Annotated in this window: 18 protein-coding genes; 8 read left to right on the forward strand and 10 right to left on the reverse strand. The window is 43.8% G+C overall.

Annotated elements, in window-relative coordinates:
* The first annotated feature begins 3 nt into the window (after positions 1–3).
* Positions 4–1,467 (forward strand): ArdC-like ssDNA-binding domain-containing protein, encoded by a 1,464-nt coding sequence (locus KNQ05_RS14595; protein WP_214805951.1) that lies wholly within the window; start codon positions 4–6, stop codon positions 1,465–1,467.
* Between the two features lie 84 nt (positions 1,468–1,551).
* Complete coding sequence (locus tag KNQ05_RS14600) at positions 1,552–1,713, forward strand: hypothetical protein (protein WP_160315907.1); 162 nt, start codon at positions 1,552–1,554, stop codon at positions 1,711–1,713.
* Positions 1,714–1,802: 89 nt separating this feature from the next.
* Here KNQ05_RS14600 and KNQ05_RS14605 read toward each other — a convergent pair whose 3' ends face one another.
* From KNQ05_RS14605 to KNQ05_RS14630, 6 genes are all read right to left on the reverse strand, one after another.
* A complete protein-coding gene (locus KNQ05_RS14605; protein WP_053451909.1) occupies positions 1,803–2,021 on the reverse strand; it encodes a hypothetical protein in 219 nt (72 codons plus the stop codon).
* Between the two features lie 47 nt (positions 2,022–2,068).
* Positions 2,069–2,629 (reverse strand): DUF5067 domain-containing protein, encoded by a 561-nt coding sequence (locus KNQ05_RS14610; protein WP_053451908.1) that lies wholly within the window; start codon positions 2,627–2,629, stop codon positions 2,069–2,071.
* A 21-nt stretch (positions 2,630–2,650) separates the two neighbouring features.
* Positions 2,651–2,875, reverse strand: a complete 225-nt coding sequence (locus KNQ05_RS14615) for a DUF3006 domain-containing protein (RefSeq protein WP_053451907.1) — start codon at positions 2,873–2,875, stop codon at positions 2,651–2,653.
* Positions 2,872–3,702 (reverse strand): ComEC/Rec2 family competence protein, encoded by an 831-nt coding sequence (locus KNQ05_RS14620; RefSeq protein WP_371742171.1) that lies wholly within the window; start codon positions 3,700–3,702, stop codon positions 2,872–2,874. Before KNQ05_RS14620 ends, KNQ05_RS14615 begins: the two co-directional genes overlap by 4 nt.
* Before the next feature lie 153 nt (positions 3,703–3,855).
* Positions 3,856–4,056 (reverse strand): hypothetical protein, encoded by a 201-nt coding sequence (locus KNQ05_RS14625; protein ID WP_214805953.1) that lies wholly within the window; start codon positions 4,054–4,056, stop codon positions 3,856–3,858.
* Positions 4,057–4,288: 232 nt separating this feature from the next.
* Positions 4,289–5,215, reverse strand: coding sequence for a hypothetical protein (locus KNQ05_RS14630; protein WP_214805955.1), 927 nt, complete (start codon positions 5,213–5,215; stop codon positions 4,289–4,291).
* 325 nt (positions 5,216–5,540) lie between these two features.
* On the opposite strand from KNQ05_RS14630, the gene KNQ05_RS14635 reads away from it, so the two are divergent.
* Entirely contained in the window at positions 5,541–6,536 is a 996-nt protein-coding gene (locus tag KNQ05_RS14635) for an Abi family protein (protein ID WP_214805957.1), read from the forward strand.
* A 64-nt stretch (positions 6,537–6,600) separates the two neighbouring features.
* Positions 6,601–6,978, forward strand: a complete 378-nt coding sequence (locus tag KNQ05_RS14640) for a hypothetical protein (protein WP_214805959.1) — start codon at positions 6,601–6,603, stop codon at positions 6,976–6,978.
* 518 nt (positions 6,979–7,496) lie between these two features.
* On the opposite strand, the gene KNQ05_RS14645 is transcribed toward KNQ05_RS14640, so the two are convergent.
* Positions 7,497–7,949 (reverse strand): JAB domain-containing protein, encoded by a 453-nt coding sequence (locus KNQ05_RS14645; protein WP_353048694.1) that lies wholly within the window; start codon positions 7,947–7,949, stop codon positions 7,497–7,499.
* Positions 7,950–8,375: 426 nt separating this feature from the next.
* Between KNQ05_RS14645 and KNQ05_RS14650 the strand changes: the two genes are divergently transcribed.
* The 4 genes from KNQ05_RS14650 to KNQ05_RS14665 all read left to right on the forward strand — a co-directional run bounded on the left by KNQ05_RS14650 (position 8,376) and on the right by KNQ05_RS14665 (position 10,972).
* Positions 8,376–9,338 carry a DNA/RNA non-specific endonuclease gene (locus tag KNQ05_RS14650; protein ID WP_214805961.1) on the forward strand — a complete coding sequence of 321 codons (963 nt, stop codon included), beginning with the start codon at positions 8,376–8,378 and terminating at the stop codon, positions 9,336–9,338.
* A 138-nt stretch (positions 9,339–9,476) separates the two neighbouring features.
* On the forward strand, positions 9,477–9,962 hold the full coding sequence (locus KNQ05_RS14655) for a hypothetical protein (RefSeq protein WP_214805964.1): 486 nt from the start codon (positions 9,477–9,479) through the stop codon (positions 9,960–9,962).
* Between the two features lie 13 nt (positions 9,963–9,975).
* The gene (locus tag KNQ05_RS14660; RefSeq protein ID WP_214805967.1) at positions 9,976–10,440 is read left to right on the forward strand and encodes a tellurite resistance TerB family protein; all 465 of its coding nucleotides are present in this window, start codon (positions 9,976–9,978) and stop codon (positions 10,438–10,440) included.
* 196 nt (positions 10,441–10,636) lie between these two features.
* Entirely contained in the window at positions 10,637–10,972 is a 336-nt protein-coding gene (locus KNQ05_RS14665) for a YolD-like family protein (protein WP_214805969.1), read from the forward strand.
* Positions 10,973–11,231: 259 nt separating this feature from the next.
* On the opposite strand, the gene KNQ05_RS14670 is transcribed toward KNQ05_RS14665, so the two are convergent.
* The 3 genes from KNQ05_RS14670 to KNQ05_RS14680 form a co-directional block, all read right to left on the reverse strand.
* The gene (locus KNQ05_RS14670; RefSeq protein WP_214805972.1) at positions 11,232–11,558 is read right to left on the reverse strand and encodes a YnfA family protein; all 327 of its coding nucleotides are present in this window, start codon (positions 11,556–11,558) and stop codon (positions 11,232–11,234) included.
* Between the two features lie 380 nt (positions 11,559–11,938).
* Positions 11,939–12,367 carry an RrF2 family transcriptional regulator gene (locus KNQ05_RS14675; RefSeq protein WP_353049620.1) on the reverse strand — a complete coding sequence of 143 codons (429 nt, stop codon included), beginning with the start codon at positions 12,365–12,367 and terminating at the stop codon, positions 11,939–11,941.
* A 232-nt stretch (positions 12,368–12,599) separates the two neighbouring features.
* On the reverse strand, positions 12,600–13,769 hold a 1,170-nt coding region (locus KNQ05_RS14680), incomplete at its 5' end, for a heavy metal translocating P-type ATPase (RefSeq protein ID WP_214805979.1).

Below are 13,769 nucleotides of genomic sequence, written 5' to 3' on the forward strand. Positions count from 1 at the left end.
GGTATGGCATACAAGAAGAAAACGCGTGAGGATTACCAGAAGGAAGTCCAGGCGTTGACCGATAAGATGGAGACGCAGCTCGCCTCCCACTTCGTCAGTCAGGAGAGCATTAAGGAACACCTCGACTTCATGAGCCGGTTCCATCGCTACTCGACACGGAACATGCTGTTGATCGAAGAGCAGTTCCAAGGCGCCCGTGCCGTCGGTTCCTATGCGTACTGGGAGAAACAAGGCGTACAGGTTCAAAAAGGAGAGAAAGGGATCAAGATTTTCGTCCCCTCCCCTGTTACGTTCATCAAACGAGAGACGGATTGGGTGGCATGGAAGGACGCGACGAAGACGGAGCAAATGCGTGCAAAGGAAGGCGCACTTCCGACGCGGAAAGCGATGTACTACAAGATTGGTCATGTCTTCGAGTACACACAGACCGATGCTCGGGAGAAGGGACTCGAAGTCTCTGAACTCTTCGCTTCCTATCATCGAAATGGATCGCTTCGTGAGGCGGAATCGTTTCGCCGCGCGTTGAACGGGATTGCTGAGACACAAGACGTGAAAATACTCGATCAGCCTTTAAGCGAGCTTGGTACCGCGAAAGGATGCTTCTATCCGGAACTGAACGCGATTGCCCTCAATCCGCGGAACTCGGATATTGAAAACGTGACCATCCTGATTCATGAACTCGCGCATGCCAATCTGCACAACGTGGAACGAAATGAAGAGCGTGGAATTGAGTTGAATCCACATGAGAAGGAATTCCAAGCGGAGATGGTCGCTTATACGGTCGCGGCACACTTTGGTTTTTCGACGGACGAGTTTTCATTGTCGTATCTCGCTAACTGGACGCAAGGAAGAGACTTGCGCGATAAGGAAGACCTGTTGCACGAAGTCCATCAGACATCCGATCACTTCATCCGTGAGATTCATGCTTCACTCGAGCAGGAGCAAATCTTGGAACGCGAAGCATCACCGATTAAAATGATTGAGTACATCGAACAGAATGCACAGATCACAGAACACGGATTACCGTTAGCTGAACGGCTAGAACGAATCATGCAACATTCACCGGAGGACGTCGGTGCTTACCTGACGAGCATCGCCAAGCAAGACACGCAGCAAGATCTATCGTCTTTTGAAGAACCAATGATGCTGGTTCATGGAGCGACAGACTTCTTCGAACCGTTCGCGAAAGCCAACGACCGTGACTTCGACGAACATGAGACCGTCGCCTATACGCTCGTCATCCCAGGCGAAGAACCAATCAGCCAACACTTCTGCATCCTCGATGATGCGATGGGACCGTACCATCACATCCTGAATACAGAAGTCGTCAGTAAGGAGACCGAACAAGTACTCGAAAAAGCATGGTACGACGAGATGATTTCGACGGAAGACCGTGATCTAGAAAAGGTCCGACAAATCGTGACGCGTCACTTCAATGTACCGGAGCAGGACTTCAGGAGCCGTTAAAAAGATGTCCTCTCTTCTTTTAAAATCAAGTACTATAAAAAAGTAGGATAAAACTGACAATACAGACAAGACGGAGGATTGACCATGACTAATAATCAAGCAATTGCTTATGCTGCCATCGCGATGGAGCAGCTCGGCTACACACGTGAACAGATTGAAAAGGTTCAAGCGAGTATGCTGTCTGAAATGGACTGGACAGATGAAAAAACAGCTGAAAAGAAAGCCAGTGCCATCTTAAATAGCTGAACGTAAAAATGATTATATTCTTGCGCTTGAACTTCAAAAAAAGAAGGCAATATGGCTTCCTGAAGCGAAGTCATATTGCCTTCTTTTAATTAAGAATATTTCATTTGCAAAATAAATTGTTCAAAGCTAAATTTTGAAATGATCCGATGTCCCGAACGATCGAATTTTCGTGTTTGAAGATACGTTTCAAATGTAGATATGATTTCTTCCATCTCTAAACGTTGTTTAAGACCTACGACAATATATGGTTTAAACTTTTCTCCCATTTCTAAAATGAGTGCTTGCGCTTCTGTAAATGTTTGATTCATAGTCATCTCCCTTTCTTCACCAGATATGATTCTATCAATTCATCTTCTTATTTCAGTTCAATCTTCTTCTCACCCAACTCTTTTCCTGATAATCCTTGGGTTGCTTTCAAGGTGACGACTGCCTTCGGGTCCTCGATGTCATAAGCCATAATCCCTTTTGCAGTACCACCCGGTTTAATATCATCCAACTGATGCTCTAAATAAGAGGCATACTTCTCTTCCTGTGGCGTCATCCCTACCTCTAACTTGTTAATTGTATCGGTTCCTTCCTGTGTCGCTTCAAAGCAAGCAATCCAAACATTCATCCCATTGAGTGGCTTCTTGCTGTCGTTCGTCGTCTCATATGTGAAAACGAGTTGTGGTTTTTCGCGGAAATACTCTTTACTCGGCTCAAGTACTTCTGTCGAAAGAATCTTGACGGTCGCCATGTCGATCTTTAACGTGTCGTCTTTGAAATAGACATCTTCTTTTTTCGGTTCTGCCACCTCGACCTTTTCAGTCGGATTCGCTGCTTTTTTTGGTGGATCTTCTATTGTCTCTTGTGTGCCGCATCCAACGAGTGATAACCCTAACCCAACGATGACGACCGCTTGTCCTAACTTATTCATCTGCTTCAGCTCATTTCTTTTTTAGTCTTCCCATAGTTCTTCCATCAGCTCATCGATTTCATTCGAGAGTCGCTGCCGTTCACGGTCGTCCTTCTCGATATGACCGTACTCATCCATCCAGATGACATCACCGGACTCCACCGTCATCGGAAAGCGGGAAATCAGAATGTCGCGCATCCCATCATCGAACTCGACGACGACCCACTTCTCTTCAATTCGGTCGATAATCCCTTTTCGCTTTTTCATTTCGACTTCTTGATCGTGTAGGACGATCCATTCCCTTCGAAGACAATTGTGCCACTCTTATCGGTCCGCAGCATCGTCGCCTTCGCACGCTTCAAGTTCGTCACGACTTCCTTCGTCGGGTGTCCATACGCGTTCTTCCCGACACTGATGACGGCGTACTTCGGTTTAACGTACTTGAGGAACGTCGCACTTGTTGATGTCTTCGCCCCATGATGCCCGACCTTGAGGACGTCCGCACGCAGCGTCTTCTTCTTCGCGATCATGTCTTGCTCCGACTTCAATTCCGCGTCTCCCGTGAACAAGAACGTGTTCTTCTTGTAAGCGACGTGTAAGACCGCACTCCAGTTGTTCAGATCACTCTTCGCATAGTCTTTGACCGGTCCGACGAACTGCGCCTTCACACCTTTGACCGGAAGTGAGACACCAGCCTTTGCCGTCTTGATTGTCAGCTTCTCACGTTTAACCGCCAACAAGAAGTCCTTATAGGCTTGCGTCGTGTGCTTGACCTTCGGTGCGTAGACGCTCTTGACCTTGAACGAGTCGAGGACCTCATCAAGCCCACCGATATGATCGGCATCCGGATGCGTCGAGATCAGTACCTCAATATCACCGACCTTCTGTTTCTTTAGATAGGCGACGAGTGCATCACCTTTCCCCTTGTTGCCACCATCGATGACGATATCCTCACCACTTGGCATCTTGATGTAAATCGCGTCACCTTGACCGACATCGATATAGTGGACCTTGATTTTCGGTGTCGCTGCCTCTGCACCTTGCTGTGGTCCGACGAGTAACCCAACACTTGCGAGCGCTAAGCTCGCACCCATCCATTTTCGTTTCATCTTTCATCGCTCCATTCCTGATTTGTAAGTTATCTTCAGTATACAGTGAATACAAGGATAAAGTTGGTTATATTTCCCACCTATCCATTTTTCTTGACAGGTCATCCTATACGTAGATTGACAAACAAAAAACAGACCTCAATGGGTCTGCTTAGTAAAGTGCGTTTGCATGAAGTGTGTCAATCGATCGACATCGATGAACCATGTCACGTACTCGATCGAACCATCCACTTCTCGCACGAATCGAAGTTGAGCATCAATCAATGTCATCTTATCTGGCTTCTTCTCTTCTTGTTTCTTGTCTTGATCAATAACCTTTAGCATTTCTAGAATGCTCATTTGATCCACTCCTCGCTGTTTTCTTGAACACAGCATAGAATGACTTAAGGTGATTTACGAATCACCTTATTTAAGAGAAGAACGATGTTGTCTAGAATAACTGATCCGTTACGAAGCTCCACACTATCGATCTCCTCTTCATAAAAAAAGAAGCGGTCTTTCTAAAATCGCTTTCTATCAACATTTAATAATAAATATGATTCATTCGTATTATTTTTATCAACTTAATCGCTCAAAATAAATCAAACATATTTTTTCTGTCTTCAGAAGAGTGAAAAGGAAATTCTGCAATTGGATGATTTATAGGTGCTATGTGTTCGTTATAAGCTTCTAAACCAATACATCCGAAATCTAAATCTACCATGACGCTCCCAAAGTCTAAATCATAGTAGGTTTTATAGCTTGTGTGTTTTATATTAGGGAAAATCTGTTTAAATTTTTCGTTATAGTAAGGTCGAAAATATCTAATCCACGCCGCTTCTGTAATATTAACCACACTCTTATACGACTCTTCGCTCATAGTTTCATAGACTTCTTTTTCATGCAGCTCATTGTTTTTCCCTGTTACTTGTGAAGGAATCCATGGGTTTGTCATCGATACAATTTTGGCTTCTGGTTCAATTAAAATAACTGCTATATCTCCGAAATTTCGATTAAAGGAATGTTCTTGTACAATTTTCTGCAAAGTTTCATGTCCACTTAACCTAGATACAGCGCTTCGCTCTCCTTCGTTTCCGTAAGACTGTCCTACATACAATATCTCAGTTGGAAGTAGTATTTTCGAATCTTCCTTTGGATAAAAATAAGTCGGACGAATATGTAACGTGGTTTCGCCTTTTTTAATTACAATAGTTCTTAGCGATTCATCAAGTTCAAATGAATCATAATTACTTTCTGCTTCATTATCTCGTTTAATCTTATAGTCAATATAAGAAAAATCCCCTTCTTCTTTCTCTACTTTAATTGAAAATTTCATATATCCAGTTGTTACTTCTAGAGAATCTTTAACAAAAGAAATATAGGGAATTCGACAGATCATGTACAGGTGATATCGATTTTTCCCCTCTCTTTTTAAATAAGAAAGATCTTGAGGATAACAAAGCTGAAGCTGATGTCCCTTCACTAACAATCCAAATTCGGTTAAATACTTTCTGTCCATATTACTCACTCCTTTACTCTCACATTACGAGAAATATATCTAAAATATCGGTAAAATAAATCATTTTGATATTGACCAAGTAATATTCACATGTTATTTTTTATATACACGAACTTGCCACGCCTCTTAACAATGCGGACCACGGTGAGTCTTTTTTTGTTTAATTTTACTGAAAATCGGCTATATTATTACTACATGAACCTACCACGCCTCTTAACAATGCGGACCACGGTAGGTCTTTTTTTGTACTTAAATCTGTTCTACAATGAAATTACATACTATAATTACCAAATAAAGAAGTGAGATGGACAGGGGTTTACTAAACGTGCATGAATTATTGAAACTATTAACTTACCTATTTGAGAAACGTGAGACTCCCTTTATTTTAAAAGCGTCTCCTCAAAACTCGTTAAAACCATATAAAACAATTGATCAACTCATTGACGAACTTTGTTGTAAAACAGATCATGCGCTAACCTTTACAGATTTAGAGAAAGAAGAAGCAAAAGAATTTTTCACCTACAATAACTACTATAGTTTTTCAATTTTTAGAAAGATGCTACCTTGGGATTCTCAAGAATCATTTAGTTTTACGCAATGTCGCGACTTATACAACTTTGATCAATTTCTCCGTGAACAATTAAACCGCTTTACAGGTGCGGTAGAGTTAATGGTAAGAGCAACATTAGTGAAAAGCTTATGTGAATCCTACAAAGGATCTTATGATTCAAGCGTCTTTTATCTTGATAAAAATATTTATGTATCACGCAAACGGGCACGAGAAGTTTTGAATGCATTCAATAGAAGAATTTCTAAAAGTAAGTCTTTATCAGTCATGCATCATAAAAAAAAGAAACAAAATTGTTTCCCATTCTGGTTGTTGGTGGAGGAATTAACGTTTGGAGAGTTATTTCACTTTCTATCAACTCTAAAAAATGAATATCGCGCACATTGGATTGAAGAAAGTTTTGATAAATCTTATAAAACACAATTTTCGAGTTGGGTGCGTACTATTCAATTCTTAAGAAATAGTTGTGCACACTATTCTCGAATTTATGGAAACTTCTTCACGACTTCTCGACCTAAATTATTAAAAGAAGACACTCGGAAAGCCGGCATCAAAAAAAATGACAATGCTACTTTGTTCGCTAACATGCTCACATTAAAAAACGTATTACAATACGCTTCACAAAATACCGTAGATGCGTGGAACGAATTTTTGGATAATATTGAACTTCAATTAGAGCATCATCAAGACATCATTTTCTTGGGTAGAATGGGCTTCCCCTCTAATTGGAAAGAATGTCTACGCTTCGAATAAATAGAATCTAGAATAATTACTCTTATTTAATGAATCCATATTCGTCACAAAGGGGAGACGTACTATGCTATCGACTTCAAAGATTCAACACTTATACAACTCTTTAAAAGCGACAGGATCCCTAGAACTAAGCGATATTCGTGAAGTAAATAAATTAATTGAACTCGGTGAAGTAGAGGGTGTGTCGATTGAATTTGATAGTTATACAGATAAGTACGGAGAAAAGTATGAAGCGTATATTAAAGAAGAACTAAAGATAAAATCAATCGAAGTTACAGCTCCGAAAATGACACTTCGAGTAGGCATGGTAGTAGAGAACCTTAACGACCAGTCTCAATGGCTTGTTTCAGGAAAAAGAATAAACGGGAAGTCTTTTGAATATATATTATCTAATGGACAAGTACTTTCTCCTGAATGGTCACGTTCCTTTAAAATTATTTAATTTACTCATTTGATTAATCTCTTACATCCGCTCCGTGCCCTCCGTCGCAAGGAACAGGAACGTAGAGATGCTTCGCGCAAGCGATGTGCAACTCTCGTTATCGATCCGGCAGGAGGGCAGCGGTGCGATGAGGATGTTGCTGCGTGCAGCTTACAGCCTCACGCATGAGCCCGAAATTTCTTCTTATGCTGTACAGCAAATAGAAAGAAGATCACTACCTATCTACAGGAGGATCGATTCACTTCAATCAACTATCTCCCCTCGAATCTTCATGCACTCCATTACTTGTCTCATTCCTGTATCCTCCATCACACCCTTCTACCTAGAGTAGACCAGATGTACTTTCCCACCCGCAGTGGATCCGTCCACTGCGGGTCTCTCATTGCCTTTGGATTCGGGACGAATCCATTCCTTACTCGCTTGCGCTCTCTCAAAAGAAAAACGGCGTCGTTTTTCGTCCATGCCCTCGCGCGCAGACAGGACGGGGTTGTCCCGTCCGTCTACGCTCTATCATCTCTTTACAGCACACCTTGTGCTTTCAAGCTGACGTATTCGTCTCCGGCACCGACGACGATATGGTCAAGGAGCTGGATGCCGACGATGCGTCCGACCTCGACGAGCCGTTCGGTCACCTCGATGTCCTCACGTGACGGATGCGGGTCACCACTCGGATGCTGATGACTAACGATGAGCGACGTTGCATTGTTGAGAATGGCGGACTTGAAGATTTCTCGGGGATGGACGACGCTTGAGTTAATACTTCCGACGTGTGCCCGATGGACAGCAATGACCCGGTTCTTCGTATTGAGCAGGATGACGAGGAACACCTCACGGTCATCGTCCTGGATGAAACGTTTCGCGACACAGAACGCGTCCTCGGGTGACGTGATGTGCGTCGTCTCGAGCACGACGTCCGGCTCACGAACCTCTTGGCGGATACGAGTGATTTCAACGAGTGTAGTCAGTTTCATGGAAAAGCTCCTTTCGCAAGTGGGATGCAGTCCGACACGGTGCCGTCCTGTTGACGGGAACGCAGCGAGCGTCGCGAGACGGCGCAAGGGTGACCACAGGGAAAGATCAAAAAAAGCGGATAGCGCACCGGGACGAAGGCTTCCGGAGCCCGCGAGCGAAAAGCGTGCTTTGAGCCAAAACGCGGAGGAAGACGAGGAACGGCAGCGGCTTTTTTTGATGGCCCTTGCGCCGACGAGGAGCGAGCTAGAGTACGGAAACAGGACGGCTTGCGGTCCCTTTCCATCAGACAGAGCGGTACCGCTCTGTTCCATGCCTTTGAAAGGATCATTTATCGCCTTACAAATACCGAATAAGACAGCAAGAACTGGTAAGTAGCGTTATAATGAAGGACGCAATGACAGACTGAACAGTAAAGGAGTACACTCATGAAGATTTCTTACATAGCGATTCCCCTTTCCGTCCTATTGATGGCAGGATGTACAGATACGGAGACGACCTCACCTCCACCCGATCAAACAGAGCAAGTAGCGCAGCAGGACGACACCACTACACAAAAGACCGATGCGAAAAAGGACTCCGATCAACAATCAGAAAAAACAGATGATACGAATCCATCAACGGAATCAAAGACGCCCCCGAAGGATTCTTTCACAGGATATAAGAAGATTTTAGTCGATGGTGGAGATCTGTCCGGTAATCGCCAGGCGAATGTCGTCGTCGACATCGGATTCGGTGACCGGAAATACTGGGCGTTCACGAATGAGCATGGTCAGCTGGTCCGCGTCATCGCGAAGAAGATCGTCCTCCAGAATGATGCGACAGAAGACGTCTCGCGTGACGGACGCTACTACTCTGATGAGGCGAAGGTGCCTGGCGTCGAACGCGCAGACCTCGATGAAGGACATATCATCGCCGACTCGCTCGGTGGCGTCTCGAACGCTTACAACATCACTCCGCAGGACAGTACACTGAATCGTCATGGTGATCAGGCGTACATGGAGGACGTCATCCGCAAGGCGGGTGGCGCAACGAACTTTGAAGTGCAGATCACCTATCCGAATACGTCGACGATGATTCCATCTGCGTATCAGTATACGTATACGGTCCGCGGGAATACCGTCGTCGACCGGTTCAAGAACGGTAATCCAGACGAGACAAATGCTGCACTTGGTCTGACGAAGAAAAAGGAGACGAAAAAAGAACCAACATCGAAATCAGCTCCTAATACTGCAGCGACCGAAGACGTCTCGCGCGTCGATACCGACGGCAATGGTCAAGTGACGATCCAGGAAGCGAAGGACGCAGGCTTTGCGATGCCAATCACGGAGAAGCACTGGTTGTATCAATATATGCGGGACAACGACCATGACGGAATGGTCGGAGAATGAACAATTGATCCTTGGGACAAGTGCATCTTGCACTTGTCTTTTTGTATTACTTATTTATATAACAGTTCAGTTTTTATCTGTTTTATCTTCAAAATACATGATAAAATTTACAATATAATCATGTTAAGGAGTTTTTAAATGGGTAAATTAGATGCAATTAACAACCAGTTAGAAAATAGTACTTTTCCAATTAGTTTGAGTACGCTAGAAGACTTAAAAATGAAGTTACCAAAAATCGAACGATCTTACATCGAAATCACATTAAAGGCATTGAGAAAAGAATTTAAGTCCGATCAGCTTTTTTATGCGTTAGAAGGTGTTCAACCATCTTTAACTAAGTATGGCTTTCTTCTAATGACAGAAACAGATGTAGTTCTCTCTATTCATAAAGGTTCGATCATGCCAAGTGGGACAATTGAAAAGATTCCGTTTGCTAAAATTAAAGAAGTAGATTTTGATATCATTCCAATTCCAATTAATCCGTTTGGTGTAAACGAAGGAATAATTTATCTGACACATAAAAAAGGATTTGGGAGTAAAAAACTTACGATTCGTGACGTTACTGTAAGTCGACTCGATTCACTTGTAGAACAGTTGAGATACGCGGCGAATCAAAACAACTAAGGAGGCAATTGTAATGGGATTATTTGATATGTTTAAAGGTGACAGTACAAAAAGTAAACAAGGCATGCACCCTCATTTTGCATTCGCAACATCGCTTGTCTACATGATGGCTTCAGATGGAGAGTTCGATAACGAAGAGATTGGTCAACTACTAGCTGTGCTAGGTGGAAAGAGTAAGAAAGGCACAATTCGTATTGGTGATAACAATGATGATTTAATGGAAAAAGTATTTAAATACTTTGATCGTAATTCTATCGATACATTCTTGGCAGAGGCTGCACCAGTATTAAATCATGAGCAAAAACTCTGTATTCTTGCTAATCTAGTGGACTCTTCGCTATCTGATGGAGAAGCAGAGCGAGAAGAACAAGCCATGTTTAATAAATTCATGACAGCATTCGGAGTAACAGAACAAGAATTTGCTCCAATCTTCAAAGTTATTGCGATGAAAAACGACCGTTCTGTATTTAAAAATTAAGCTATACATCTTTTATCTCAACGTCTAACAATCGCTCATTCGATTGTTAGACGTTTTTTGCTTTGAAAACTTAAAGCTCCTATTTTTTCAACTAACAAACATCATTGATGTATTGTTCTAAGAAATTGATTGAAGAACATAGTTCCGCGGAACATAATAAGAACAAACGTTCTTATTATGAAAAGGGGTGCTTTAGATGAGTTATGAAGATCGGGGCAATAAGAAATGGATTCCGTTCCTGATGCCTGAACATAAAGGATTGCTGAAACGCTATTACCAGGAGGTCCATCATTTCAAGTTCGAGGATACGGAGGAACCAATCGATGGAACGATCGAGAACGCCTTGAACGACGCCATCTTCAGCGGAGACATCGTCACGGTGACGGCGATGAATGGTCCCTTGACGCATCGTTTCGATGCCTTCGTCGAGAAGCTCGATTACGTGCGAGAGGAGGTCCATCTCGTCAAACGCAACCTCGACGTCGAGATCGTCGCGTTCAAGCAAATAGTAAGCGTTCAAATGTTAGGATGAAATGTGATCATCAGTCGTGCGTGTCTTCATATAGTCAGCATGCACGAAGGATGATACGGCGTCTTTTTGCATCACGATAGCGTTTTGTTTTAAGTTCATCGTGCATGCGTCGCTTTTCTAATGAAGCTTGACGAATGCACGAGTGACTTCATCCAGTCATTTATTTTGAAGTGGATTGCTGTGATCTAGCGTCTTTTCCCTATTATTCACTCTTTTACTATTTCAACTGCGCCGTAAGATGAATCGCTACCTTGACATGCTATCCTCTAGGGAACCACAGCATGACCGCTACACCGATCAAGCAAATAAAGGCTCCCACCCAGTCATAAAAATCGGGTACTTTCTTGTCTATTCCCCATCCCCAGAGCACAGAGAGGACGATAAAAACACCACCGTAAGCAGCATACACCTTCCCAAAGCTCGGAAATGTTTGAAGTGTTGCGATGATGCCATACAGCGCCAACAAGATACCTCCCGTTACTCCCATATGTATCGATCTTCCTTCTCGTAACCAAAGCCATATCAAATAGCCTCCACCGATTTCAGCAAGTCCTGCGATAAAAAATAAGATTAGTGATACGCCCAATTTCAGTCTCCTTCCGTCAGTTCCTTTATTTTTTAAGTCAATCGTCTCGTTCACGCCTTAACGACTTGTAGGTCACTTTTAATTTTCGACTCACTTTCTTTATTGCTTATTCAACTTCATACCTTTTACAATGCAGATCATAAGTGAAGGCTCTGATGACGAAAAATCGTCAAAAGAGCCCTTCCTGTATTTCCATTACCTTGATTTCACATAAAATTGAAGAGGATAGCTATCCTTTTTCGCGCCTCTTCCCGAGTGGATCATCCTTGAAAAGTACTCTCTTATTCTTCGGAGGAATCAGCTGTTCCATTTCAAATAAGCCTTTCCCCTAGACATTCTGGAGGTCTCTTAGCTAATTCAGACGCGATTATCTGACGTCATCACATCTGTTTCAATAAATCAGCAAACGAAATCTGATTCAGTACAAGATAAGAAGAATGCTGTGCCTCCTGTAAAGGGACTTGAAGAAGTGATTGAATGCGTCGCTGGAAGGAACCGACTTCTGACCAATGCCATTCGGTCTGAAATAGTTGGATGACTTCACCTAACGAGATAGCCGAAAGAGGCTTACCGAGGGTCATCCCTCCGTTCCTCCCTCGAAATGTATGCAGTAAGCCGGATTGTCCCAATAGATACACTACTTTGTTTAAATGATTTCTAGATATTCCGCACGCTCTACTAATCTCCTCGATTGTGACGTACCTTGTTTTCCCTGATCGGGAAGAGGTCGACTCTTGCCCTACATAAAGAATGGTAGCAATCCCGTACTCCATCGCGACGGTAATACGCATGTATGTCACACTCCTCATTGATTCGTTTTGCAATGCATGATTGACTTCTTTCGATATATCCTGCTCATCCTCCTACATTTTTACGTTTTTTTATGTAGGGATCCAACGTGTCAATCGAATCTTCCTAGATACTATGACCCGCACATACGCTTCATGATTTCTCGTCAAACGATTAACCACGACAAACGACCGGCTCTTTTTCCAAGAACCAGTCGTTCGAACGTACCTATAATGGTGGAATTGTGCGTCCTCACGATGTCCGCTTCTTCAGCAGGCGTAACGCATTCAGGGTCACGAGGACAGCCGCACCCGTGTCACTGAGAACCGCCATCCATAACGTCAACCACCCTGGGAAAACAAGCGCCATCGCGATGACTTTGATTACGATAGAAAACACGATATTTTGTTTAATAATCTGTATCGTCGCACGGCTGAGGTCAAGGGTATAGGGGAGCTTATGCAGATTATCTGCCATCAAGACGATATCTGCCGTCTCAAGTGCCGTGTCCGTCCCAGCTCCTCCCATCGCGATACTGACATCCGCCGTGACGAAGGCAGGGGCATCATTGATCCCGTCACCGACCATCGCAGTTCGTAACGTTCGGTCCTGCATCTGTTCGATGATTTTCACCTTATCCTGGGGTAATAGATTAGCATGCACAGCATCTAAGTGTAATTGTCCCCCAATATGGTGCGCTGCTCCCGCGTTATCCCCCGTCAACATGACGAGTTGCTCGACACCTACGTCTTCCCTTAATTTACGTAAAGCCGCAGCGCTCTCTTCGCGTACATCGTCCGATAAGAGGAAAAGACCGAGTAAACGCGACGCGCTTCCTACGAGCACTGCCGTCTGACCACGTTCTTCAGCTTTTCGAACGTCGGATTCGATCGGAGCGATATCATAATCCATCTCCCGAAACCATTTCATTCCGCCAATCTGATAGATCACTTGATCAACCGTTCCAGATACTCCACTCCCGACCTGATTCACGATGGTATCCGCTTCAAGTGGTCGGATACCTTCTTCACTCGCATATGTCGTGATGGCTTTAGCTAATGGATGACTGGAATGCCGTTCTAGTGAATGCGCGACTTGTAGAGCGAGTCGTCGATCAGGTGACAACGAGATGAACCGTTGAACGCTCGGTGTTCCTTTCGTCAGCGTTCCCGTCTTGTCGAAAGCGATGGCATTGATTTTCCCCGCCTCTTCTAGAAACACTCCGCCTTTGATCAAGACACCGTTACGGGCAGCATTTCCGATCGCCGTCACGATCGCGACCGGTGTCGAGATGACGAGCGCACACGGACAGGCGATGACGATCAATTCCAATCCCTTATAGAACCACTCTCCCCAACTACCAAGTTGGAGTAAAGGTGGGACGATCATCAGCAACAATGCACCTAGGAAGACGAACGGTGT

This window comes from Exiguobacterium sp. s125 (assembly GCF_018618605.1).
GTDB classification, from domain to species: Bacteria; Bacillota; Bacilli; order Exiguobacteriales; family Exiguobacteriaceae; genus Exiguobacterium_A; species Exiguobacterium_A oxidotolerans.

Coding starts and splice junctions, on each gene's coding strand:
- KNQ05_RS14625 (WP_214805953.1), bottom strand. CDS start 4,056: ATGAGCATTCTAGAAATGCTAAAGGTTATTGATCAAGACAAGAAACAA.
- KNQ05_RS14640 (WP_214805959.1), top strand. CDS start 6,601: ATGCTATCGACTTCAAAGATTCAACACTTATACAACTCTTTAAAAGCG.
- KNQ05_RS14600 (WP_160315907.1), top strand. CDS start 1,552: ATGACTAATAATCAAGCAATTGCTTATGCTGCCATCGCGATGGAGCAG.
- KNQ05_RS14655 (WP_214805964.1), top strand. CDS start 9,477: ATGGGTAAATTAGATGCAATTAACAACCAGTTAGAAAATAGTACTTTT.
- KNQ05_RS14675 (WP_353049620.1), bottom strand. CDS start 12,367: ATGAGGAGTGTGACATACATGCGTATTACCGTCGCGATGGAGTACGGG.
- KNQ05_RS14620 (WP_371742171.1), bottom strand. CDS start 3,702: ATGGGTGCGAGCTTAGCGCTCGCAAGTGTTGGGTTACTCGTCGGACCA.
- KNQ05_RS14615 (WP_053451907.1), bottom strand. CDS start 2,875: ATGAAAAAGCGAAAAGGGATTATCGACCGAATTGAAGAGAAGTGGGTC.
- KNQ05_RS14610 (WP_053451908.1), bottom strand. CDS start 2,629: ATGAATAAGTTAGGACAAGCGGTCGTCATCGTTGGGTTAGGGTTATCA.
- KNQ05_RS14665 (WP_214805969.1), top strand. CDS start 10,637: ATGAGTTATGAAGATCGGGGCAATAAGAAATGGATTCCGTTCCTGATG.
- KNQ05_RS14645 (WP_353048694.1), bottom strand. CDS start 7,949: ATGAAACTGACTACACTCGTTGAAATCACTCGTATCCGCCAAGAGGTT.
- KNQ05_RS14660 (WP_214805967.1), top strand. CDS start 9,976: ATGGGATTATTTGATATGTTTAAAGGTGACAGTACAAAAAGTAAACAA.
- KNQ05_RS14605 (WP_053451909.1), bottom strand. CDS start 2,021: ATGAATCAAACATTTACAGAAGCGCAAGCACTCATTTTAGAAATGGGA.
- KNQ05_RS14650 (WP_214805961.1), top strand. CDS start 8,376: ATGAAGATTTCTTACATAGCGATTCCCCTTTCCGTCCTATTGATGGCA.
- KNQ05_RS14630 (WP_214805955.1), bottom strand. CDS start 5,215: ATGGACAGAAAGTATTTAACCGAATTTGGATTGTTAGTGAAGGGACAT.
- KNQ05_RS14595 (WP_214805951.1), top strand. CDS start 4: ATGGCATACAAGAAGAAAACGCGTGAGGATTACCAGAAGGAAGTCCAG.